Here is a 21,869-nt window from a genome sequence, read left to right as displayed (position 1 = left end):
ACGTCCCGCCGGCCCGTCGTCGCCTCCACCCCGACCCGGTCCCGCGCACGGGAACCCTGCGCGGGACCGGGTCAGCCGGGCCCGTCCCCCGTCGCCGTGCCGCGCCGGGCCAGCTCACTGCCCGGTCCCGGGGGCCCGGCGAAGGCCTGCGCGACGTCCAGCCAGGCGTCCGCGTCGGGGCCCACGGTCGTCAGCGCCAGCTGGGACCGGCGCCGTCGCTGGACCACGCGCAGGCAGAAGTCGAGCAGGGGCCCGGTGACCCGCTGCTCGGCGTCCGGGGGTCCCTCGCTCCACGCGGTGCCGTCGGCGCGGTCGAGCTCGACCCGGATCGGGGCGGAGGGGACGGGCAGCCCGTGGGCGGCGAAGGCGAACCCGCGGGTCCGCACGCCGAGGTGCGCGACGTGGTCCAGCCGCCGGGAGGTGAGCGGCGCGAGCCCGAGGGCGTCGCGGACGTCGGTCCCGTGCGCCCAGGTCTCCATGAGCCGCGCGGTCACCATCGACGCGACGCCCATCGGCGGGCCGAACCACGGCAGGGCCACCCCGCCCGGCACCGCGGCCAGAGCGGCCGCGAGCCGGTCCCGGCCGGCACGCCAGCGGGCCAGGAGGGCCGCCGGCGGCAGCGCCGCACCCTCCCGGGCCGCCCGGTCCACGGCGTGCGGGAGGCTCTCGGGACGGGCCCGCGCGGGGCCCTGCACGAAGCCCGCGGGGTCGGTGGCGGCCTGCTCCGCGAGCTCGTCGGTCCAGGCGAGGTGGGCGACCTGGGCGGCGACCGTCCACCCGGACGCCGGCGTCGGCCGTGCCCAGTCCGCGGCGGACAGCCGGACCAGGACGTCCTCCAGGGCCGCGCTCTCGGCCGCCAGGTCGGCGAGGAGCCGCTCCCTCACCGGGTCCCCGCCGCGATCCGGCGGAGCTCCGCGCGCTGCACCTTGGCCGAGGCCGTCATCGGCAGGTCGTCGACGACGCGCCAGCGCCGGGGCACCTTGAACGGCGAGAGCCCCTCCCGGCAGTGCCGGGCGAGGTCCTCCGGGTCCGGGTCCCGGCCGGCCGCGGGGACGACGAACGCGACGACGAGCTCGCCCCACCGCTCGTCGGGCACCCCGACCACGGCCGCGCGCGCCACGTCCGGGTGCTGCACGAGCCACTCCTCCACCTCGACCGGCGACACGTTCTCGCCGCCGGTCTTGATCATGTCCTTGAGGCGCCCGACCACGCGGCAGGCGCCGTCGGCGTCCATCTCCCCCAGGTCGCCGGTGTGCAGCCAGCCGTCGGCGTCGAGGGCCTCGGCCGTGGCGGCAGGGTCGTCGAGGTAGCCGCGCGTGACGCGGGCGCCCCGCACCCACAGCTCGCCGGGCGTCCCGGGCGGGACCGCGTCGCCGTCCGGGCCGGCGATGCGCACGTCCGTGCCGGCCAGCGGCGCGCCGACGGTCTCCCGCCGGATCCGGTCGGGGTCCGTCGGCGCGGTCTGCAGCACGGCGCCGCAGGTCTCGGTCATGCCGAAGGTGATCGAGAGCCGGGCGCCGAACAGCGACTCGACGCGGTCGACGAAGGACGGCGGAACGGTCATGCCGCCGGTGAACAGCACCTGCAGCGCGGAGAGGTCGGTGCCCGGCAGGTCCGGGTGCGCCGCCAGGAGGTCGAGCAGCGTGGGGGCCGCCGACAGCAGGGTGGCCCGGCGGTCGGCCACCGCCCGCAGCACCGGCGCGGGGGCGAAGGGCAGGACGACGTGCTCGGCCTGCGCCCACAGCGCCCCGACGACGCCGAGCACGTTGCCGGCGGTGTGGAACAGCGGCATGGGGTCCACCCACACCCGTCCCGCCCGCGGGCCGAGCCGGTCGGCGAACGCGCGGCCGGTGGTGACCATGGCCGCGTGCGTGATGCGGACGCCCTTCGCGCGGCCCGTGGTGCCGGAGGTGAACTGCACCTGCGCCAGGCTCTCCGGGTCCACCACCGGCAGCTCGCCGGGCTCGGCGAGGTCGATCGAGGAGCGCCGGTCGCCGCACCGGCGGACCTCCCGCAGCGCGGGCAGCCGCTCCGCCGCCGCCTCCGCGAGGTCTGCGACCGGGTTGCCCGCGACGTCCTCGGCCGCGTAGACGCGGACCGCGCCGGACAGCCGGAGCGCGTGCTCGAGCTCGGCCGGGCGGGACCGCGGGTTGACCGGCACCAGCGTCATCCCGGCCAGCGCCACGCCCAGCTGGAGCAGCACCGGCTCGGGGCCGTTGCCCAGGCACGTGGCGACGCGGGCGCCGGGCCCGAGGTCGCGGAGCAGGCCCCCGGCCACCGCGCGGGCGTCGGCGAGCAGCTGCGCCGCCGTCCAGGCCTCCCCCGTCGCCGGCGTGCTCAGCAGGAGGTCGTCCGGCACCTCCCGCGCGGCCCGGTGGAGGACGTCGCCGAGGACGCCCCCCACCGGGCCCGGGACCGGAGCGGCCAGCAGCTCACTGCGCTCCAGGACCATCGGTCAGCCGAAGGTGTAGCTCTGCGCGCTGGGACCCTCGTACGCGTCCTCGAGGACCTCCAGCCCGGCCTCCGCGGTGTCGCTGACCTTGGAGACGAAGACCGTCCGCGTCGGGGACTCGCCCACCTGCGTGAAGTCCAGGCCGTCGGGGAACACGCCGTCGGTGTCCACGTCGGAGGCCTCACCGACGGCGGCGACCACGCCCTCGGGGGTCAGGTCGCCGGCCTCGCAGGCGTCCTCGAGCGCGGTCCGCAGCAGCTGCGCCTGCCCGTAGGCCAGCGGGACCTCCCAGCCGAGGGCGCCGTCGGGGTCGGCCTCGGTGTAGAGGGCGTTGGCCTCCTGCACGCCGGGCGCGTCGCTCGCGTAGGGGGCGACGCTGGTGATGCTGTACGTGTTGGCCAGCAGCGCGTCGGCCGCGGGGGTGTCCAGCAGCGCCGGGTTGAAGGTCGGGTTCATCCCGATGACCGGCACGTCGGCACCCTGGGCGGAGAGGACGCCGACCAGCGACGCCAGCTGCGCGGGCGCCGCGCCCAGGACGACGGCCTGCACGCCCTCCTGCACGAGCGCCGAGGCCTGCGCGGAGAGGTCGGTGACCGCGGGGGTGATCTCCTGCGGCACGATCGTCAGCCCGCGCTCCTCGGCGGCGTGCTCGGCGCCGGCCAGGGCGTCGCTGCCGTAGTCGCCGACGAAGTAGACGACGCCGACGGAGTCGCCCTCGGACAGGCCGAGCTCGTCGACCAGGTAGTCGATGGCGTTGGCGCCCTGGATGCTGTAGCTGGCGCCGGGCAGCTGGTTGTTCTCGTACTCCAGCGCCGTGCTCGCCCAGCCCACGCCGCCCACGTACACGCTGTCCTGCTGCGCCAGCGGCAGGACGGCGGCGCTCGTCGGCCCGCCGAGGACCTGCTGCAGGGCGACGATGTCGGCGGACATGCTGCGGTAGAGCGAGACGGCCTTCTGCGGGTCGTAGGCGTGGTCCTGCACCTGGATCTCGACGTCGCGGTCGCAGACCCCGCCGTCGGCGTTGACCTGGTCCCAGTAGGCCTGGAACTCGGTGACCTGCACGGCCGCTCCGGCGGCGAACGGCCCGGACAGGTCGGTCAGGACGCCGACGGTGATCGCCGAGTCGGTCACCCCGTTGCCGGTCTCGACGTCGCCGGAGCCGCCTCCGGTGGCCGCCTCGGGTTCCGTCGTGGAGCAGGCGCCGACCGCGAACAGGCACGCGGCGGCGGCGACCAGAGCAGGACGGGTCTTCCTCATCGAGCGGTCTCCTTCGACCTCAGAGGGTGGTCCCCGGCCTTCTGGCCAGGGTCGATCGGGCCGGGGCGTCCGGCGTGCCCGCGAGGTCCTGCCGGACCCCGTGTGTCGTCCGGGGCGCCGGACGCCGCCCCGCGCCCGGTGAGCCGGCGGAAGGTCCCGGCGAGACCCCCGCGGAGGAACACGAGGACGGCGATGATGGCGAGCCCGTAGAGCAGCCGGGACGTCGTCGCCGGGTCCAGGCCGCCGGAGCCCGGGGCGGCCAGGAACGGCAGCGCGTCGCTGTACTGGGTGAGCACGAGGGGGAGCGCCGTGACGAACAGGGCACCCACCATGGCGCCGCCCACGGACCCCAGGCCGCCGATGACGATCATGACCAGGAAGTCGACCGAGACGGTGAGCGTGAAGACGTCGGGCGCCAGCCGGCCGTACGCCAGGGCGAGCAGGGCCCCGGCGAGGCCGGCGTAGCCGGAGGACACGACGAACGCCGAGGCCTTGTGCCGGGCCACCCCGATCCCCATGGCGGCGGCCGCCGTCTCGCTGTCGCGGACGTTCGCCCACGCCCGGCCGGTCCGGCTCGACCGCAGGTTGGCCGCCAGCCAGCAGGCCAGCAGGGTGAGGACGAGGAACAGGTACCAGAGCCGGTGCAGCCCCTCGAACTCCACGCCGGCGACGGCGAGGTAGTCCGGGTCGCGGTTGCTGAAGCTGAAGCCGCCGAGCGTGAAGGGTTCCACCGAGCGGCCGTTGAACCCGCCGGTCCAGGAGTCGAGGTTGAGCAGCAGGTGCCGGACCAGGAACACCAGGCCGAGGGTGGCCAGCCCGAGGTAGATGCCGCGCAGCCGGCTCGCGACCGGGGAGAACACGAACCCGACGAGCGCCGCCGCCGCGACGGCGAGCAGGAGCCCCACGACGGCGGGCAGCCCCGCGCCGGAGAGCGCGGGCGTGGACTCCGACGTGGCCCAGACGAAGACGTACGCACCGATCGCGGCGAACGCGGCGTGCCCGAGGGACAGCTGCCCGGCCACCCCGACCAGCAGGGTGAGGCCCACCGCCCCGACCATCGTGGCCATCACGAACAGGCCGAGCTGCAGCCAGAAGTCCTCGAGCACCAGGGGTAGGGCGACGGCTCCCAGGAGGAGGACGAGCCCGGCGATCCGGCGGGTCAGGTCAGACACGGACGGCCTCCCTGCTGCCGAGCAGGCCCTGGGGCCGCACCAGCAGGACCACGATCATCACCACGTAGGGCACGACGTCGCCGAAGCCCCTGCCGAGGAAGTGCAGGTCGTTCTCGTAGCCGACGGTGAGCGCGGTGACCAGGCCGATGACCAGGCCACCGAGCACGGCACCGGGGACCGAGTCGAAGCCACCCAGCACCCAGGCCGGGATGGCGAGGAAGGCCGACAGCGCCACCGGCGGCGCCACCCCGGGCGAGGGGAACGAGGTGAGGAAGATGCCGGCGAGCGCGGCCAGCACCCCCGCCAGCGCCCAGCCGGTCGCCCCGGTGCGGGAGAGCCGGATCCCCATCAGGGAGGCCGTGGGCCCGTCCGCGGCGGCGGCGCGCATCCCGATGCCGAGGCGGGTCCGGGCGAACAGGAACCAGAGCCCGGCGAACACCACGACCGCGACCCCGGCCGCGAGCACCCGGCCCGCGGGCAGGGCGATGCCGCCGAAGCGGACCACGTCGGCCCCCCACGGCGCCCCCAGCGGCAGCACCTGGTTGCCGATCCGGCGGGTCAGCTCGGTGAGCAGCAGGATGTCGACGCCCAGCATGAGGATCGCGGCCGTGCCGGGGTTGGGGTCGGCGAGGTTGCGCACCAGCAGCCCGTTGACGAGGACACCGACGACCGCGGCGCCGGCGATGCCGACGAGCACGGCGGGCCAGAAGCCGATGGTCGGCTGCGAGACGGCCACCAGGTAGGCGCCGAGCAGCACGACCGAGCCGTGGGCGAAGTTGAGCACCCCGGTCGAGGTGAACACGATCGCGAAGCCGGCCGCGATGAGGCTCAGCACCAGCCCGAAGGACAGGCCGTTGAGGACCTGGGTGAGGAAGTAGCTCATACGGCGGCCGCTCCCAGGTAGGCACGCAGCACCTCGGGGTCCTGCTGGACCTCCGCCGGGGTGCCCTCGGCGATCTTCTTGCCGAAGTCGAGGACGGTGACCCGCTCGGCGAGGCCCATGACGAAGGGCATGTCGTGCTCGACGAGCAGGATCGAGAGGCCGAGGTCGCGGCGGACCTGCCGGATCGTCTCGGCCATCTCCTGCGACTCCCCGTGCGTCATGCCGGCGACCGGCTCGTCCAGGAGGAGCAGTGAGGGCCGCGCGGCCAGCGCCCGCCCCATCTCGACGCGCTTGCGGTTGCCGTAGGACAGGCTGTGCACCGGCGCCCGGAGCAGCGGGGTCAGGCCGAGCAGCTCGGCGATGTCGCGGACGGTCCGCCGGTGCTGCCGCTCCTCCCGTCGCGCCCGCGGCGTCCGCAGGGCGCCGGTCAGCACACCGGAGCGCATCAGCCGGTGCCGGCCCACGAGCAGGTTGTCCTCGACGGTGTCCTCGAGGGCCAGGGAGATGTTCTGGAAGGTGCGCGCGACGCCCAGCCCGGCGGTCCGGTGCGCGGGCAGCGAGGTCAGGACGTCGTCGCCGTAGGTCACCCGGCCCTCGGTGGCCCGGTACGCCCCGCCGAGCACGTTGATGCAGGTGGACTTGCCGGCCCCGTTGGGCCCGATGAGGGCGTGCACCGTGCCGGGCTCGACGGTGAACGAGACCCCGGAGAGCGCCGCGATCCCGCCGAAGCGCACCGTCAGGTCCTCGACCGACAGCCGCTCCGGGCGCTCGGCGGTGGGGATCGCGGGCTCGGTCACCACCACGTCGGCCGCCCGGACCGGCACCGCCACGCCGAGGTAGCGCTCGCGGACGTCGTCGCTGGCCGCCAGCTCGTCGGCGCTGCCGGACGCCGTCACGCGCCCCACCTCGAGGACGTAGGCGCGGTCGGCGACCCGCAGACCCATGACCGCGTTCTGCTCGATCAGCAGGACGGCGGTCCCCTGCGCGTTGATCTGGGTGACGATGTCCCCGATCTGGTCGACCAGCAGCGGGGCCAGGCCCAGCGACGGCTCGTCGAGGAGCAGCAGCTCCGGGGAGGTCATCAGCGCCCGCCCCATCGCCAGCATCTGCTGCTGGCCGCCCGACAGCAGCCCGCCGAGCTGGGACCGCCGCTCGGCGAGCACCGGGAAGAGGTCGAAGACGCGGTCCCGGGCCTCGGTGCGGCTCCGGGCGTCGCGGACGGTGAAGCCGCCCGCCTGCAGGTTCTCCTCGACGGTCAGGTCGCGGAACACCCGCCGGCCCTCGGGCACCTGCACGACCCCCCGCCGGACCACCGCGGAGGCGTCCAGCCCGGCGAGGTCGGCGCCCCGGAAGCGGATCGTGCCGCCGGTCACCGCACCCCCGTAGGGGCCCAGCGCCCGGGAGATCGCGCGCAGCAGGGACGACTTGCCGGCGCCGTTGGACCCCAGGACGGCGACGACCTGTCCCGGCGCCACCTCCAGGGACACGTCCTCCAGCGCCGAGACGGCGCCGTCGTAGGACACGTCCAGGTGCTCCACGCTCAGCAGCGGTTGTGACATCGGCGTCCTCGAGGCTCGGCCGGTCGACCCGACGGGGTGATGACACGTGGTGCAGGTCACGGAGAAGCTAGAGGCGGCGTGGACGCACGTCAAGCAAGTGTCTAGCTTCTCCGGCATCCCACCCGCCTGTGCTGCAATCGGTGGCGGCGATCGAGGAGGCACATGAGCGCGCTGGAGGCCCTGGACGACGCGCCGGGACCCGGGCCGGCGTCGCCCGGCACGCACCGGCCGCAGTCGCTGCTGCTGAGCTTCTTCGGCGCCCTCGTCCTCGACGCGGGCCTCCCGCCGCTGCCCTCGGCGACCCTGCTCGACCTGATGGCGGACCTCGGGGTGGCCGAGGCCGCCGGCCGGGCCACCCTCAAGCGCATGACCCAGCGCGGCCTGCTCTCCCGCGGGCAGGTCGGCCGGACGGCGGAGTACACCCTCACGCCGCTCGCCGAGGACGTGCTGCGGGAGGCCACCGGCCGGGTCGACTCCCCCACGCCCTTCGAGCACCCCGAGGGCGAGTGGACGCTGCTGAGCTACTCGGTACCCGAGAGCCGGCGCGACCTGCGCCACCGCGTGCGCGCCCGGCTCACCTGGGCCGGCTTCGGCGGCCTCCGCGACGGGCTGTGGATCGCCCCGGGGAGGGTGGACGTCGCCGCCGTGCTCGGCCGGTCCGACCTCGCCGGGGTGACCGGACTCGCGGACGCCTTCGCCGCGCGCGCCCTCCCCGGCACCGACGTCGACCGCCTGGTGCACCGGGCGTGGGACGTGCCGGCCGTGCGCACGGCCCACCTGCGGTTCGTCGAGACGTGGAGCCGCCCGCCGGCGGTCGCCGGCTCCCTCGCCCAGCTCACCCTGCTCGGCGCCGACTGGCTCTCGCTCCTGCGTACCGACCCCGGGCTCCCGGCCGGGCAACTGGGTCCGGACTGGCCGGCCGCGACCAGCACGGCGACCTACCGGCGCGTCTCCACCGGCCTCGGACCCGCCGCCCGGGCCGCACTCGAGCGCAGCCTCCGCGCCAGCGGCCGCCTCGCCTGAGCCGACCGCCGCCGGCGATCAGCCGCCGGCCGTCCAGATCCGGGTCAGCATGTCCCGCAGCCGGTCGCGCTCCGCCGCGCCCAGCAGGCCCAGCGGGACCTCGACGGCGGCGTCGGCCGCCTCCCCGGCGGCCCCGAGGACGCGGCGGCCCTCCGCGGTCGGGACGACGAGGCGGGTGCGCCGGTCGCCCTCCGGGGACTGCCGCGCGACCAGGCCCGCGGCGACCAGCTCGTCGACCAGCAGCACCACCTGCGACGGGTCCAGCCCGAGCACCGCGGCCACCTCGCGCTGGCTGATCCCGTCCCCCGACTCGCAGGCGAGGGCCAGGACGGAGTACTGCCGCACCCGCAGACCGTGCGCCGCGAGGGCCGCGTTGGTGGCCCGGACGACCTGCCCGCTGGCGCGCGACAGGAGGAAGCCGAGGTCGTCGGCCAGGGGGTGGACCATGCACTCCTCCATCGTTGACAACCTCAATGATACCGACCTACGTTGCCCGCACTGACCCGTCCCAGGAGGAGAGCCCGTGGACCTGACCGGCAAGGTCGCCATCGTCACCGGCAGCGGGCGGGGCCTCGGCCTCGCCTACGCCACCGAGCTCGCCCGCTGCGGCGCCGCCGTCGTGGTCAACGACGTCGACGCCGCGGTCGCCGGGGCGGCCGTCGAGACCATCACCGGGTCCGGCGGCAGCGCCGTCGCCGAGGTCGTGCCCGTGGGCACCTCCGAGGCCGCGCAGGCGCTCGTCGACCGCGCGGTCAGCGAGTTCGGCCGGCTCGACGTGCTGGTCAACAACGCCGGCATCCTGCGCGACACGACGCTGTGGAAGATGACCGACGAGCAGTTCGACGCCGTCGTCACCACCCACCTGCGCGGCACGTTCACCTGCACCCGCGCCGCCGCGGTCCGGCTGCGCGAGCAGGGCGAGGGGGGCCGGGTCATCTGCGTGGGCTCCCCCACCGGGCAGGTCGGCAACTTCGGGCAGACCAACTACGCGGCGGCCAAGGCCGGCATCGTCGGCATGGTCCGCACCTGGGCGATGGAGCTGGCCCGCGCGGAGATCACCGTCAACGCGGTCGTGCCGGTGGCGGCCACCGCCATGACCGAGACCGTGCCCTTCCTGAAGCCCTACGTCGACGCGCTCGCCGCCGGCGAGCCGCTGCCCGCCTTCGCCCGCCAGCAGCTCGGCTTCGGTTCCCCGGAGGACGCCGCCGGCCTGGTCGCCTTCCTCGCCTCCGACGCCGCCGCCGGGATCACCGGGCAGGCCATCGGTATCGGCGGCGACCGCCTCGCCCTGTGGAGCCACCCCAGCGAGGTCGTCGTCGAGTTCGCCGACGGCACCGGCTGGTCCCCCGACGCCATCGCCGGCATCTGGCCGGAGCGGTTCGCCCCCTCCTCGCAGACGGTCGGCCAGCAGCTCCCGGAGCCCCCGAAGTGAACACCCCGACCGGGCTCGACCTCGACGCGCTCGTCGCGATCGACGTGCACACCCACGTGCACGCGGACACGCACGGCCACAAGGCGCTGGACGACGAGCTGGGCGCCGCGGCGGCGCAGTACTTCAAGGGCGACCCCTACGACCCCACCGTGCACGACATCGCCGCCGACTACCGCGAGAAGAAGATGGCGGCGGTCGTCTTCACCGTCGACGCCGAGGCGGCCACCGGCCAGATGACGCTGTCGAACGAGGAGATCGCCGAGGCCGCCGCGCAGCACCCCGACGTGCTCATCCCGTTCGGCTCGGTCGACCCCGCCCGGGGCCGTGCCGGCATCCGGCTGGCCCGCAGGCTGGTCGAGTCGCACGGCGTGCGGGGCTTCAAGTTCCACCCCAGCTTCCAGGACTTCGAGCCGAACGACCGCCGGCACTACCCGCTCTACGAGGAGCTGCAGAGCCTCGGCGTCCCGGCGCTGTTCCACACCGGGCAGACCGGGATCGGTGCCGGCCTGCCCGGCGGGCGCGGCATCAAGCTGCGCTACTCCGACCCGATGCTGCTCGACGACGTCGCCGCCGACTTCCCCGGCCTGACGATCATCATGGCCCACCCGTCGGTGCCCTGGCAGGACGCCGCCATCTCGGTCGCGACGCACAAGGCCAACGTCTACATCGACCTGTCGGGCTGGTCGCCGAAGTACTTCCCGCCGCAGCTGGTGCGGGCGGCCAACGGGCTGCTCAAGCGGAAGGTGCTCTTCGGCTCGGACTACCCGCTCATCCGCCCCGAGCGGTGGATCCGCGACTTCGAGGCCCTCGACGTCAAGGACGAGGTCCGGCCGCTGATCATGAAGGAGAACGCGATCCGCGCGTTGAACCTCGCCCCGGCCGCCCAGCGGTGAGGAACGCGGGCCTGGGCAGCTGGCCGGAGCGCCGGCTGCGCATCTCGCCGCAGAAGCCGGCGATCTGGTTCGAGGGGACCACGACGACCCACGGCGAGTTCGCGCACCGGGTGCGCCGGGCGGCCGCGGCCCTGGACGTCCTCGGCGTGCGGCGGGGCGACCGGGTCGCCTGGTTCGGCGCGAACCACCCCGCCGCGCTCGAGGTGCTCTACGCGTGCGGCCAGCTCGGGGCGATCTGGGTGCCGGTGAACGCCCGGTTCACCGCTCCCGAGGCGCGGTACGTGCTCGAGCACTCCGGCGCCACCGTCGTCGTCCACGGCCGGGAGCACGGGACGACGGCGGACACGCTGCGGGCGCAGGTGCCCGCCGTCCGCCACTGGGCGGCCGCGGAGAGCCCCGTGGAGGGCGGCGCGGACTCCCTCGACTGGCAGCAGCTGGTGGCCGAGGCCGAGCCCGTGCTCCGCGACGAGGCGGTCTCCCTCGACGACCCGTGCCTGATCATGTACACCTCCGGCACCACCGGCCGGCCCAAGGGCGCGACCCTCACGCACGGCAACATGACCTGGTCGTGCATCAACCAGGTCCTGGGGTTCGACTTCACCCCGGACGAGCGCACGCTGGGCCTGGCGCCGCTGTTCCACATCGGCGGGCTCAACGGCACGCTCAACCCCACGCTGCTGCGCGGCGGGTGCGTCGTCCTGGTCCGCGGCTTCGATCCCCCGGCCACGCTCCGGGTGATCGTCGAGCAGCGGGTGACGTCGTTCTTCGCCGTCCCGACCATGCTCGACGCGATCAGCCGGCAGCCGGACTTCGACACCGTCGACCTGTCCGCGCTGCGCACCATCGGCGCGGCCGGCGCCCCCCTGCCGCTGCCCCTCCTGCGCACCTGGCTGGACCGCGGCATCACCGTCCAGCAGGCGTACGGGATGACCGAGTCGGCGCCGGCCGGCACGGCGCTGGACAGCGCGGACGCCGTGGCCAAGGTCGGCTCGGCCGGCAAGTCGCAGTTCTTCGTCGACGTGCGGGTGGTCCGCCCCGACGGGAGCGAGTGCGCCCCCGGCGAGATCGGCGAGGTCGTGCTCTCCGGGCCCAACATCATGGCCGGCTACTGGAACGCCCCCGAGGCGACGGCGGCCGCGATCGTCGACGGCTGGTACCACTCCGGGGACGCCGGCTCGACCGACGAGGACGGCTACCTCTACATCCGCGACCGCTACCGGGACATGATCATCTCCGGTGGGGAGAACGTGTACCCGGCCGAGGTGGAGTCCGCCCTGCTCGAGCTGCCCGAGGTGCTCGAGGCCGCCGTCATCGGCGTCCCGGACCAGCGGTGGGGTGAGGTCGGCCTGGCCGTCGTCGTCCCGGCACCCGGTTCGGCCGAGGACCCCGAGGCGATCCGCACCGCCCTCCGCGCGCGACTGGCCGGCTTCAAGGTGCCGCGCCACGTCGAGTTCGCTCCCGAACTGCCCAAGACCGCCACCGGCAAGATCCGCAAGCCCGACCTGCGCGACCGCTACGTCCCCACCGAGGAGTCCCCCGCATGACCACCACGACGACCACCCTCGCCGAGCTGCCCGGCCTGAAGGGCACCGAGCTCGGCACCAGCGACTGGATCGAGGTCACCCAGGACCGGGTGAACACGTTCGCCGACGCCACCGGCGACCACCAGTGGATCCACGTCGACGTCGAGCGGGCCAACCGGGAGAGCCCCTTCGGCGGCCCCATCGGCCACGGCTACCTCACCCTGTCGCTGCTCATCCCGCTGTGGTCGCAGGTCCTCACGGTCACCGACACGACGATGGCCGTGAACTACGGGCTCGACAAGGTCCGCTTCCCGGCCCCCGTGCCCGTCGGCTCCAAGGTGCGACTCACCGCCACCCTCGCCGACGTCGAGGAGGTCAGGGGCGGTTACCAGCTCACCGTCTCGGCGGTCATCGAGCGCGAGGGCGGCGACAAGCCGGTCTGCATCGCCGAGCCGGTCTTCCGCTTCCTCGGCTGACCGCTCCCCGGGCTGACCGTTCCCCTCGGCCGACCGCCGCCCTCAGGCGCGGCCGGCCGCCCCGCTCCCCGCGCCGGCGGGGACCTCCGGGGCGACCGGCCGCCGGACGAGGACGAGGGCCAGCGCGCAGACGACGCACACGACCGCACCGACGCCCATGGCGACCCGGGCGCTCGTCGCGTCGACCAGCGCCCCCACGAGCAGCGCACCCACGGGGGCCATCCCGACGCTGCCGAGGGTGCGCAGGGCCGTCACCCGACCCAGCAGGGCCGGGAGACGGCAGCGGGTCGGCACCGGGTGCACTGACAGGATCGGTGGGTGACCGAGTACGACCTGCCCGGGATGCGGGTGCGCGAGCACACGGTGCCCGTGCCGCTGCACCGGGACGCCGACGACGGCGCGACGATCGACGTCTTCGTCCGGGAGCTCGTCCGACCGGGCAGGGACGCCGAGGACCTGCCGCTGCTGCTCTTCCTGCAGGGCGGCCCCGGCGGCAAGGGCCCGCGCCCGGTCGGCCGCGGGGACTGGATCGACCGGGCGCTGCGCGACTTCCGGGTGGTGCTGCTCGACCAGCGCGGCACCGGGCGCAGCACCCCCGTCACCGCGCGCCGGATCGGCGCCTTCGGCGACCCGGCCGCGGCCGCCCGCCACCTCATGGCCTTCCGGGCCGACTCGATCGTCGCCGACGCCGAGCACGTGCGGACGGCGCTCTACGGCGGCCGCAGCTGGACGACGCTCGGCCAGAGCTACGGCGGCTTCCTCACCCTGACCTACCTGTCGCGGGCGCCGCAGGGGCTCGACCGCTGCCTGGTCACCGGCGGGCTGCCGGGCCTGTCCGCCGACGCCCGCGAGGTGTACCGGCGCACCGGCCCGCGGGTGGCCGCCAAGACCCGCCGCTTCTACGAGCGGTTCCCCGGCGACGTCGAGCGGGTGGGCGCGGTCGCCGACCTGCTGGCCGCCGGGGACGTCCGGCTCCCCGACGGCGACCGGCTCACCGTCCGCCGGCTGCAGACCCTCGGCCACGCGCTGGGCACCGGGACCGGCGCCACGCAGCTGCACTGGCTGTTCGACGAGGCGCTCGTCGACGGCGAGCTCTCCGCGGGCTTCCTCGACGAGGTCGCGCGGCGCACGTCGTACTGGGACGACCCGCTGTACGCCGTGCTGCACGAGAGCATCTACGGCAGCGGGCCGGGCGCCACCGGCTGGGCCGCCGAGGCCGAGCGCGGGCCCGACCTCTCCCCCGACCTGCGCCCGCTGCCGTTCACCGGCGAGATGATCTACCCCTGGATGTTCGACGAGATCGCCTCGCTGCGGCCGTTCCGGGCAGCCGCGCACGCCCTGGCCGAGCTGCCGGAGCACCCGCCGCTGTACGACCCGGCGCGGCTGGCGGCCAACGAGGTGCCGGTGGACGCCGTCGTCTACTTCGACGACATGTACGTCGACGCCGAGCTGTCGCTGCGGACCGCCGACGCCGTCGGCAACGTGCGCACCTGGGTCACCAACGAGTTCGAGCACGACGGCCTGCGGGCCGGCGACGTGCTCGACCGCCTGCTCGGCCTCCGCGACCGCTGACCGACCGGCGCGGGCACGCGCTCAGGTCTGGCAGCGGGGGCACCACCAGGTGTGCCGGCCCTCCGGGTCCTCGCTCCCCTGCTCGCTGAACAGCAGCGCCGTCCCGCACCGCAGGCACGGCTGGCGGGTGCGGCCGTACACCCAGTACCGGCGGCCGGGCCGGGTGTCGCCGGTGGTCACGCGCCCGGGCCCGCCGGGCGCGATCGCGAACCGCATCGCCCGGATCGCCAGCCGCACGAGCGGCTCGGCATCGACCTCGCCGACGGGCGTGCGCGGCAGGTGCCCCCGCAGGAAGCACAGCTCGTTGACCCAGACGTTGCCCAGTCCGGCCACGGTGCGCTGGTCGAGCAGCGCCGACACCAGGGGCCGGTCCGGCTGGGCCGACAGCCGGCCGACGGCGTCGTCGACCAGGTCGTCGACGGAGCGCGCCGGGTCGAGCAGGTCGGGGCCCAGGTGACCGACGACGGACTCCTCCGCGTCGGTGGGCAGCAGCTCGACCACGGGCATGCGCAGCGCGGCCGCCGTGGGCCCGGTCGTCGTCAGCACCACCCGCGCGTCGGCCTGCAGGCGGCGGGGCAGGGAGCGCCCGGCCGCCAGGACGGTCCACTCGCCGTCCATCCGCAGGTGCGTGTGCAGCGTCAGCGCCACGCCGTCGTGGTCGAAGCGGGTGAGCAGGTGCTTGCCCCGGGCGGTCGTGCCGAGCACCTCCGCGCCGGTCAGGTCGACGGTGGCGTGCCGGGGCACGCGGAAGTCGCTGCCGCGGACGGTGGTGCCCGTCAGGACCCCGAGGCGCCGGGCGAGGCGGTGCACGGTGTCGCCCTCGGGCATCGGCTCCCCCTCGGATCGCGGGCGGCAGGACCGGCCGGACCCGCCAGGGCCGCCCCAGGAGGCGGTCAGGGGCCGCCCCGGATCACTCCGGAACGGCCCCTGACCTGCACTGTCGGGCTGACAGGATTTGAACCTGCGACCCCTTGACCCCCAGTCAAGTGCGCTACCAAGCTGCGCTACAGCCCGAGCGCCGGGCGGCTCGCACCGCCCGATCGCTGCGCCGACGAGGTTACCGCACGCCCTTCCCGACCCTCCGCGGTGGTCGGGTCGGGAATGCGCGACGGCCCCGGGGTGTCACAGTTGCTCGTGACAACCGGTACCCGCGCCGCGGTGGGACTCCGATCCGAGCGCGGTCCCGTGCTCGGGGCGGTCATGCTCAGCACCGCCCTCATCGCGCTCGACAGCACGATCATCGCCACCGCCGTCCCGGCCGTCGTCGACGACCTCGGCGGGTTCAGCCAGTTCCCCTGGCTGTTCAGCGTCTACCTGCTCACGCAGGCGGTGACCGTGCCGGTCTACGGCAAGCTCGCCGACGTCCACGGCCGCAAGCCGGTCCTGCTGTTCGGCATCGCGGTGTTCGTCGCCGCGTCGCTGTTCTGCGGCCTGGCGTGGTCGATGCCGGCGCTCATCGTCGGCCGGGCGCTGCAGGGCATCGGCGCCGGCGCCATCCAGCCGATCGGGATGACCGTCATCGGCGACATCTACACCGTCGAGGAGCGCGCCCGCGTGCAGGGCTACCTCGCCTCGGTGTGGGGCATCTCCTCGGTGCTCGGCCCCGCTCTCGGCGGCCTGTTCAGCGACGCCCTGTCCTGGCGCTGGATCTTCCTCGTCAACCTGCCGCTGGGCGCGCTGGCGTTCTGGGCGCTGTCCCGCCGGTGGACCGAGAAGGTGCAGCGCACCAGCCGCCGCCTCGACGTCGCCGGCGCCCTCCTGCTCTCCGCGGGCGCCGCGCTGCTGGTCCTCGGGCTGCTCGAGGGCGGCAACGCCTGGGCGTGGGCGTCCGCCCCGAGCGTCGCCGTCCTCACGACGGCGGTCGTGCTGCTGGCCGCCTTCGCGCTCGTCGAGCGGCGGGCGGCCGAGCCGGTGCTGCCGCCGTGGGTGCTGCGCCGCCGCATCCTGGCCACCGGCAACATCGCGGCACTCGGCCTCGGCGCGCTGCTCATCGGCCTGAGCTCCTACCTGCCCACCTGGGCGCAGGGCGTGCTGGGCGCGAGCGCGCTCGAGGCCGGCTTCGCGCTCGCCGCCCTCACCCTCGGCTGGCCCGTCGCCGCGAGCCTCGCCGGCCGGGTCTACCTGCGGCTGGGGTTCCGCACCACCGCGCTGCTCGGCGTCGCCCTGGTGCTGGTCGGCACCGGCGGGACGGCGTTCCTCGGCCCCGACGCGCACCTGTGGGAGGTCGGCGCCTGGATGTTCGTCACCGGCCTCGGCCTCGGGCTGTCGTCGTCGCCGCTGATCGTGGCGGTGCAGTCGGTGGTCGGCTGGGACCGGCGCGGCGTCGTCACCGCCACCAACATGTTCTCCCGCTCGATGGGCTCGGCCCTCGGCGCGGCGGTGTTCGGCGCCATCGCCAACACCACGCTGGCCGCCCGCTTCGCCGCGCCGCCGGCCGGGCTCGACGGCGAGGTGCCCACCGACGTCGACAGCACCACGGCGGCGCTCGCCCAGGGCGGCGCCGTCGCCGACTTCGCCCGGGAGAGCCTGCACGCCGCCTCGCACGGCGTGTTCGTGGCCACCGCGGTGACCGCCGTCGTCATCGCCCTCGCGGTGCTGGCCATGCCCCGCCGGACCGAGCCGCTGCGCTTCGACGACGAGGTGGACGACGCCCACGGCCCGGCGGGCGCCCCGGCGCCGGCGGCCTGAGACGGCGGAGGGCCGCCCGCGGACAGCGCACCCGCGGACGGCCCTCGTGCGGCCGGGACCGGCCCAGGGAGCCGGGGCCGGGGCGCCCGCCACCACGAGCGCGCCCGCCGTCGTGATCACTGTCAGCCTGCGGTGCACCACCACCCCCGTCCGCGGGCCGGATCCGCTCCGGATCGGGGTGGTGGACTCCTGCTGTGAGGTGCCTGCGAGGTCCCTGTGAGGATCGTCCGCAGGCCGCGCGCGGCGGCGCGGCCGGTCGCCCCCGGCGGTCGGCGGGCGACGACGCGCCGCGGACCGCCCGGGCCGGCTCAGCCCCGCTTGTCGGTCCCGCGGCCCTCGCGGACCTTCACCGAGATGTCGATCGGCGTGCCGTGGAAGCCGAACCGCTCGCGCAGCTTGCGCTCGAGGAACCGGCGGTAGCCGGCCTCGAGGAAGCCGGTGGAGAAGACGACGAACCGCGGCGGGCGGACGTCGGCCTGCGTCACGTACTTGATCTTCGGGGCGCGGCCGCCGCGGGCCGGCGGCGGCGTCTCCATGACCAGCTGGCGCACGTAGGCGTTGAGCTCCGCCGTCGGCACCCGGGTCTCCCACGACGCCAGCGCGGCCCGCAGGTGGTCGGCGAGCTTGCCGACGCCGCGGCCGCTCGCCGCCGAGATGTTCACCCGGCTGGCCCACTTGATGCGCGACAGGTCGCGCTCGATCTCGCGCTCGAGCTGGGCGTGGCGGTCCTCGTCGATCGCGTCCCACTTGTTGAAGGCGATGACCAGCGCGCGCCCGGCCTCGATCACCTGGGTGATCACCCGCTGGTCCTGCTCGCTGATGACCTCGTCGGCGGCCAGCAGCACGACGGCGACCTCGGCGGCCTGGATCGCGGCCTCGGTGCGCAGGCTGGCGTAGTACTCCATGCCGCTGGCGGTGTTCACCTTGCGGCGCAGGCCTGCGGTGTCGACGAACCGCCACTCCTCGCCGCCGAGGGTGATGATCGAGTCCACCGGGTCGACGGTCGTGCCCGCCACCGAGTCGACGACCGAGCGCTCCTCCTTGGCCAGCCGGTTGAGCAGGCTCGACTTGCCCACGTTCGGCCGCCCGACCAGCGCCACGCGGCGCGGGCCGCCCTCCTCGGGCTGCTCGCGCGGCGCCTCGGGCAGCGCGTCGAGGACCAGGTCGAGCAGGTCGCCGCTCCCCCGCCCGTGCAGCGCGCTCACCGGCTGCGGCTCGCCCAGGCCCAGCGACCACAGCTCGGCGGCGTTGGCCTCGCTGCGCTCGTCGTCGACCTTGTTGGCCACCACGATCACCGGCCGGTCGCTGCGGCGCAGGATGCGCGCGGCGGCCAGGTCGGTGTCGGTGGCGCCCACCTGGCTGTCGACGACGAACACGATCACGTCGGCGGTGCGCATCGCGAACTCCGCCTGCCGGCTGATCGACGCGCCCAGACCCTCGGCCTTGGGGTCCCAGCCGCCGGTGTCGGTGACGGTGAACCGCCGCCCGTTCCACAGCGCCTCGTAGGAGATGCGGTCGCGGGTCACGCCCGGGACGTCCTGCACCACCGCCGCGCGCCGTCCCAGCACGCGGTTCACCAGCGTCGACTTGCCCACGTTCGGCCGACCGACGATCGCCACCACCGGCAGCGGACCGCCGGTGCCCTCCTCGCTCATGCGTCCACTCCTCGTGCACCGGCCGCCGCGAGCGCGAGGTCGACCACCCGGTCGACGACGGCCTCGCGGTCGAGGTCGGTGCTGTCCACGACCACCGCGTCCGCGGCGGGCCGCAGCGGGCTGTCCGCGCGGCTGCTGTCGTACTCGTCCCGGCGGCGCAGGTCGGCCGCGAGCGCGGCGACCTCCTCCGGGGTGGTCAGGCCGAGCTGGGCCGCGCGCCGCTCGGCGCGCGCCTCCGGCGCGGCGGTCAGGTAGATCTTCACGGTGGCGTCGGGCAGCACGACCGTGCCGATGTCGCGCCCCTCGACGACGACGGCGTCGGCCGCGGCCACCAGGCTCCGCTGCTGGTCGACCAGCTGACGGCGCACGGCGGGCACCGCCGACACCGCGGACACGGTGCGGGTGACCTCGGCGCCGCGGATGCGCTCGGCGACATCGGTGCCGTCGACCTCCACCCGCTCGGTCTCCGCCGTCGTCCCCACCTCGATGCGGGCCGCGGCCACCACTCGGGCCACCGCCTCGGCGTCCTCGGGGTCGACCCCGGCGTCGAGCACGGCCACCGTGGCGGCGCGGTACATGGCGCCGGTGTCGAGGTAGGCCGCGCCCAGTCGGGTGGCGGCGGCGCGCGCGACGCTGCTCTTGCCCGTGCCCGAGGGCCCGTCGAGGGTGACCTGGCCGGCGAAGCGTGCGGCGCTCACGGGGCTCCCGCTCACTGGGCGATGTCCCGTCGCAGCGCCACGGCACCCCGCAGGTACACGTGCTGGATGTCGGCGCGCTCCCTCGGCGTCTCGACGTGCGCCATGAGCCGCAGCACCCGCGGCAGCGCGTGCGGCACGGCGATCTCCGTGGCGCACATCAGCGGGACGTCGCCCATGCCCAGCTCCCGCGCGGCCAGCGCCGGGAACTCCGACACGAGGTCGGGGGTGGCGGTGAACAGGATGCTGATGATGTCGGCGTGGTCGAGGCCGTTGCGGTCGACCACCTCGCTCACCAGCTCCCGGGTGGCCTCGAGCACCTGGTCGCGGTCGTCGGCGTCCACCTGTGTCGCGCCCCGGATGGCCCGTACGGCCACGTGCACCCTCCTCGATCGGTACCGGCTCCCGGATCTGGGGTGCCCGGTCGAGTCTAGGTGCGGCGCGCCACCCGCCTCCCCGCCGTCCGCCGGCCCGTACGGGCCGATAGCGCTACGAAGGCCCCTCTTGCCGCCTCCGCGCGCGGAGGGCCGACCTCGGTGGGGCGGCCGAGTTCGGGATAACGGCTCGTGGGACGTGCGGCACCACGAGCTGTGCCGTCGGGGTCAGAGCGGGCGGATGCCCCAGGTGCCGGTGACCGACTCCCCCGGCGCGAGCCGGCGGACCCCGCCGGTGCGCAGCGCGTCGGGCGCGCAGGTCATCGGCTCCACGGCCAGGCCGTACCGGCGCCGCGAGGCCGGCTCGACGACGTCGCCGGTGAAGACCTGCACGTGCGTGTACGAGGCGTCCATCCACACGGCGGCGCCGTGCCCGTCGGGCCCGGTGAACCGCACCTCGGCCGTGCCGTCGGCCTCCCGGGCGAGGTCGGTGAAGCAGTCGTCGATCCGCAGGCCGCCGAGCACCCGGCCGGCGCGCAGGTCGAACGGCGTCTCGTGCACCGACTCGGTGCCCACGGGCAGCAGCCGGTCATCGGTGAGCACCCGCGTGGCGGCCGGGAGGACCAGCGTGCAGTCGTCGACCCGCAGGCCCGCGGGCGCGGCCAGGTAGGGGTGGTGGCCCTCGCCGTAGGGCGCGTCGGCGTCGCCCTCGTTGGTCGCCGTCGTCGTCACGCGGAGCCCGTCGGCCGACAGCTCGTAACCCACCTGCAGGCGCAGCGCGAACGGGTAGCCCGGCTGCGGGTGCAGGAGGTGCTCGAGCACCACGGAGTCCGCCGAGCGGGCGAGCACCCGCCACGCGACGAAGCGCACCAGCCCGTGGATGGCCGTGCCGAGCGCGCGCTCGGTGACCGGGGTGACGTGCTCGGCGCCGTCCCAGGTGTAGACGCCGTCGCGCAGCCGGTTGGGCCAGGGCGCGAGCACGTGCCCGCGCACGTCCGGCGCGACCTCCCGCTCGGAGTACCCGTCGAGGACCGACCGGCCGGCGGCGGTGTAGGTGCGCAGGCCGCCGCCGACCTCGACGACGACGGCCTCCGCGTCCCCGCTGCGCAGGACGTGCTGCTCGCCGCTGGGGAGCACGCTCACCCGAGGCGCTCGCCGTCCACCGTGGAGAACAGGTGCACGTGGCCGACCCGCGGGGTGACCGCGATCCGGTCGCCCTTCATCGGGGGACGGCGGCCGTCGACGCGCACGGTGACCGGGTGGCGCTCCTCGCCGGCGAGCGCGGTGCCGTAGACGTAGGCGTCGGCGCCGAGCTCCTCGACCACCTCGACCTCCACCGGCAGGCCCGACCCGGTGACCTCGAGGTCCTCGGGGCGGACGCCGAGCACGACCGACGGCGCGTGCGCCTCGCCGAGGACGGCGCGCTCCACCGGGTGCACCTCGCCGCCCAGCCGCACGCCGCCGTCGGCGACGGGCAGGGTCAGCAGGTTCATGGCGGGCGAGCCGATGAACCCGGCGACGAAGACGTTGCGCGGCCGGTCGTAGAGGTCGCGGGGCCGGCCCACCTGCATGAGGACGCCGTCCTTGAGCACCGCGACGCGGTCGCCCATGGTCATGGCCTCGGTCTGGTCGTGGGTGACGTAGACCGTGGTGATGCCCAGGCGGCGCTGCAGCGAGGCGATCTGGGTGCGGGTCTGCACGCGCAGCTTGGCGTCGAGGTTGGACAGCGGCTCGTCCATGAGGAAGACCTGCGGCTGGCGGACGATCGCCCGGCCCATGGCCACGCGCTGCCGCTGGCCGCCGGAGAGCGCCTTGGGCCGCCGGTCGAGGTACTGCTCGAGGTCGAGCAGGCGGGCGGCCTCGCGCACCCGCTCGGCCGTCTCGGCCTTGCCGACGCGGGCCATCTTCAGGGCGAAGCCCATGTTCTCCGCGACGGTCATGTGCGGGTAGAGCGCGTAGTTCTGGAAGACCATGGCGATGTCGCGGTCCTTGGCGGCGACGCCGGTGACGTCGCGGTCGCCGATGAGGATGCGCCCGCCGTCGACGTCCTCGAGGCCGGCGAGCATGCGCAGCGACGTGGACTTGCCGCAGCCGGAGGGGCCGACGAGGACGAGGAACTCGCCGTCGGCGACCTCGAGGTCGAGGGCGTCGACCGCCGGGCGGTCCGCGCCGGCGTAGACCCGGGTCGCCGCGTCGTAGGTGACGGTGGCCAAGA

General features: G+C 75.2%; 21 protein-coding genes and 1 tRNA gene. 7 read left to right on the top strand and 15 right to left on the bottom strand.

All coding sequences use genetic code 11. The features are described 5' to 3' along the window. Positions 1-71 precede the first annotated feature (71 nt). Genes ACI79X_RS15390 through ACI79X_RS15365 form a run of 6 tightly spaced genes read right to left on the bottom strand, consistent with a single transcriptional unit; the run spans position 72 to position 7,323 of the window. Complete coding sequence (locus ACI79X_RS15390; protein ID WP_457026285.1) at positions 72-884, bottom strand: TIGR03084 family metal-binding protein; 813 nt, start codon at positions 882-884, stop codon at positions 72-74. Next, on the bottom strand, positions 881-2,452 hold the full coding sequence (locus ACI79X_RS15385) for a class I adenylate-forming enzyme family protein (RefSeq protein ID WP_457026284.1): 1,572 nt from the start codon (positions 2,450-2,452) through the stop codon (positions 881-883). The genes ACI79X_RS15390 and ACI79X_RS15385 overlap by 4 nt, the downstream gene beginning before the upstream one ends. Positions 2,453-2,455: 3 nt before the next feature. Then, positions 2,456-3,709 (bottom strand): ABC transporter substrate-binding protein, encoded by a 1,254-nt coding sequence (locus tag ACI79X_RS15380; protein WP_457026283.1) that lies wholly within the window; start codon positions 3,707-3,709, stop codon positions 2,456-2,458. Continuing rightward, complete coding sequence (locus ACI79X_RS15375; RefSeq protein WP_457026282.1) at positions 3,706-4,881, bottom strand: branched-chain amino acid ABC transporter permease; 1,176 nt, start codon at positions 4,879-4,881, stop codon at positions 3,706-3,708. Before ACI79X_RS15375 ends, ACI79X_RS15380 begins: the two co-directional genes overlap by 4 nt. After that, positions 4,874-5,764, bottom strand: a complete 891-nt coding sequence (locus tag ACI79X_RS15370; protein WP_457026281.1) for a branched-chain amino acid ABC transporter permease — start codon at positions 5,762-5,764, stop codon at positions 4,874-4,876. The genes ACI79X_RS15375 and ACI79X_RS15370 overlap by 8 nt, the downstream gene beginning before the upstream one ends. Next, on the bottom strand, positions 5,761-7,323 hold the full coding sequence (locus ACI79X_RS15365) for an ATP-binding cassette domain-containing protein (RefSeq protein ID WP_457026280.1): 1,563 nt from the start codon (positions 7,321-7,323) through the stop codon (positions 5,761-5,763). Before ACI79X_RS15365 ends, ACI79X_RS15370 begins: the two co-directional genes overlap by 4 nt. Positions 7,324-7,485: 162 nt before the next feature. On the opposite strand from ACI79X_RS15365, the gene ACI79X_RS15360 reads away from it, so the two are divergent. Beyond that, on the top strand, positions 7,486-8,346 hold the full coding sequence (locus ACI79X_RS15360; protein WP_457026279.1) for a PaaX family transcriptional regulator: 861 nt from the start codon (positions 7,486-7,488) through the stop codon (positions 8,344-8,346). 18 nt (positions 8,347-8,364) lie between these two features. On the opposite strand, the gene ACI79X_RS15355 is transcribed toward ACI79X_RS15360, so the two are convergent. Then, a complete protein-coding gene (locus ACI79X_RS15355; protein WP_457026278.1) occupies positions 8,365-8,793 on the bottom strand; it encodes a MarR family winged helix-turn-helix transcriptional regulator in 429 nt (142 codons plus the stop codon). 76 nt (positions 8,794-8,869) lie between these two features. Between ACI79X_RS15355 and ACI79X_RS15350 the strand changes: the two genes are divergently transcribed. The 4 genes from ACI79X_RS15350 to ACI79X_RS15335 are packed head-to-tail and all read left to right on the top strand — an operon-like array spanning position 8,870 to position 12,670. Continuing rightward, positions 8,870-9,778, top strand: a complete 909-nt coding sequence (locus ACI79X_RS15350) for an SDR family oxidoreductase (protein WP_457026277.1) — start codon at positions 8,870-8,872, stop codon at positions 9,776-9,778. Then, positions 9,775-10,671, top strand: a complete 897-nt coding sequence (locus ACI79X_RS15345; protein WP_457026276.1) for an amidohydrolase family protein — start codon at positions 9,775-9,777, stop codon at positions 10,669-10,671. The genes ACI79X_RS15350 and ACI79X_RS15345 overlap by 4 nt, the downstream gene beginning before the upstream one ends. Then, on the top strand, positions 10,668-12,215 hold the full coding sequence (locus tag ACI79X_RS15340) for an acyl-CoA synthetase (protein ID WP_457026275.1): 1,548 nt from the start codon (positions 10,668-10,670) through the stop codon (positions 12,213-12,215). Before ACI79X_RS15345 ends, ACI79X_RS15340 begins: the two co-directional genes overlap by 4 nt. Beyond that, on the top strand, positions 12,212-12,670 hold the full coding sequence (locus ACI79X_RS15335; RefSeq protein ID WP_457026274.1) for a MaoC family dehydratase: 459 nt from the start codon (positions 12,212-12,214) through the stop codon (positions 12,668-12,670). The genes ACI79X_RS15340 and ACI79X_RS15335 overlap by 4 nt, the downstream gene beginning before the upstream one ends. A gap of 42 nt (positions 12,671-12,712) precedes the next feature. Here the strand turns inward: ACI79X_RS15335 and ACI79X_RS15330 are convergent, their stop codons facing one another. Then, complete coding sequence (locus ACI79X_RS15330) at positions 12,713-12,925, bottom strand: hypothetical protein (RefSeq protein WP_457026273.1); 213 nt, start codon at positions 12,923-12,925, stop codon at positions 12,713-12,715. A 63-nt stretch (positions 12,926-12,988) separates the two neighbouring features. On the opposite strand from ACI79X_RS15330, the gene ACI79X_RS15325 reads away from it, so the two are divergent. Further along, the gene (locus ACI79X_RS15325) at positions 12,989-14,242 is read left to right on the top strand and encodes an alpha/beta fold hydrolase (RefSeq protein WP_457026272.1); all 1,254 of its coding nucleotides are present in this window, start codon (positions 12,989-12,991) and stop codon (positions 14,240-14,242) included. 21 nt (positions 14,243-14,263) lie between these two features. Here ACI79X_RS15325 and ACI79X_RS15320 read toward each other — a convergent pair whose 3' ends face one another. Then, positions 14,264-15,070: a DNA-formamidopyrimidine glycosylase family protein gene (locus ACI79X_RS15320; RefSeq protein ID WP_457026271.1), complete on the bottom strand. Its 807-nt coding sequence runs from the start codon at positions 15,068-15,070 to the stop codon at positions 14,264-14,266. A gap of 112 nt (positions 15,071-15,182) precedes the next feature. After that, positions 15,183-15,256: transfer RNA gene (locus tag ACI79X_RS15315), tRNA-Pro, on the bottom strand. A gap of 144 nt (positions 15,257-15,400) precedes the next feature. Between ACI79X_RS15315 and ACI79X_RS15310 the strand changes: the two genes are divergently transcribed. Further along, complete coding sequence (locus ACI79X_RS15310; RefSeq protein ID WP_457026270.1) at positions 15,401-16,930, top strand: MDR family MFS transporter; 1,530 nt, start codon at positions 15,401-15,403, stop codon at positions 16,928-16,930. Between the two features lie 308 nt (positions 16,931-17,238). On the opposite strand, the gene der is transcribed toward ACI79X_RS15310, so the two are convergent. The 5 genes from der to ACI79X_RS15285 all read right to left on the bottom strand — a co-directional run bounded on the left by der (position 17,239) and on the right by ACI79X_RS15285 (position 21,867). After that, a complete protein-coding gene (gene der, locus ACI79X_RS15305; RefSeq protein WP_457026269.1) occupies positions 17,239-18,585 on the bottom strand; it encodes a ribosome biogenesis GTPase Der in 1,347 nt (448 codons plus the stop codon). Continuing rightward, on the bottom strand, positions 18,582-19,283 hold the full coding sequence (cmk, locus tag ACI79X_RS15300; protein ID WP_457026268.1) for a (d)CMP kinase: 702 nt from the start codon (positions 19,281-19,283) through the stop codon (positions 18,582-18,584). The genes der and cmk overlap by 4 nt, the downstream gene beginning before the upstream one ends. Before the next feature lie 11 nt (positions 19,284-19,294). Next, positions 19,295-19,657 (bottom strand): chorismate mutase, encoded by a 363-nt coding sequence (gene aroH / locus ACI79X_RS15295; protein WP_457026267.1) that lies wholly within the window; start codon positions 19,655-19,657, stop codon positions 19,295-19,297. 225 nt (positions 19,658-19,882) lie between these two features. Beyond that, entirely contained in the window at positions 19,883-20,797 is a 915-nt protein-coding gene (locus tag ACI79X_RS15290; RefSeq protein ID WP_457026266.1) for an aldose 1-epimerase family protein, read from the bottom strand. Next, complete coding sequence (locus ACI79X_RS15285) at positions 20,794-21,867, bottom strand: ABC transporter ATP-binding protein (protein WP_457026265.1); 1,074 nt, start codon at positions 21,865-21,867, stop codon at positions 20,794-20,796. Before ACI79X_RS15285 ends, ACI79X_RS15290 begins: the two co-directional genes overlap by 4 nt. Positions 21,868-21,869 lie beyond the last annotated feature (2 nt).

The sequence above is a fragment of the Geodermatophilus sp. SYSU D01119 genome (genome assembly GCF_054049975.1).
The sequence above is the reverse complement of the archived record's forward strand: the minus strand, read 5'-3'. Positions and strand labels throughout refer to the sequence as shown.

Coding starts and splice junctions, on each gene's coding strand:
- ACI79X_RS15370 (WP_457026281.1), bottom strand. CDS start 5,764: ATGAGCTACTTCCTCACCCAGGTCCTCAACGGCCTGTCCTTCGGGCTG.
- ACI79X_RS15320 (WP_457026271.1), bottom strand. CDS start 15,070: ATGCCCGAGGGCGACACCGTGCACCGCCTCGCCCGGCGCCTCGGGGTC.
- ACI79X_RS15335 (WP_457026274.1), top strand. CDS start 12,212: ATGACCACCACGACGACCACCCTCGCCGAGCTGCCCGGCCTGAAGGGC.
- ACI79X_RS15365 (WP_457026280.1), bottom strand. CDS start 7,323: ATGTCACAACCGCTGCTGAGCGTGGAGCACCTGGACGTGTCCTACGAC.
- ACI79X_RS15385 (WP_457026284.1), bottom strand. CDS start 2,452: ATGGTCCTGGAGCGCAGTGAGCTGCTGGCCGCTCCGGTCCCGGGCCCG.
- ACI79X_RS15355 (WP_457026278.1), bottom strand. CDS start 8,793: ATGGTCCACCCCCTGGCCGACGACCTCGGCTTCCTCCTGTCGCGCGCC.
- ACI79X_RS15380 (WP_457026283.1), bottom strand. CDS start 3,709: ATGAGGAAGACCCGTCCTGCTCTGGTCGCCGCCGCCGCGTGCCTGTTC.
- ACI79X_RS15360 (WP_457026279.1), top strand. CDS start 7,486: ATGAGCGCGCTGGAGGCCCTGGACGACGCGCCGGGACCCGGGCCGGCG.
- der (WP_457026269.1), bottom strand. CDS start 18,585: ATGAGCGAGGAGGGCACCGGCGGTCCGCTGCCGGTGGTGGCGATCGTC.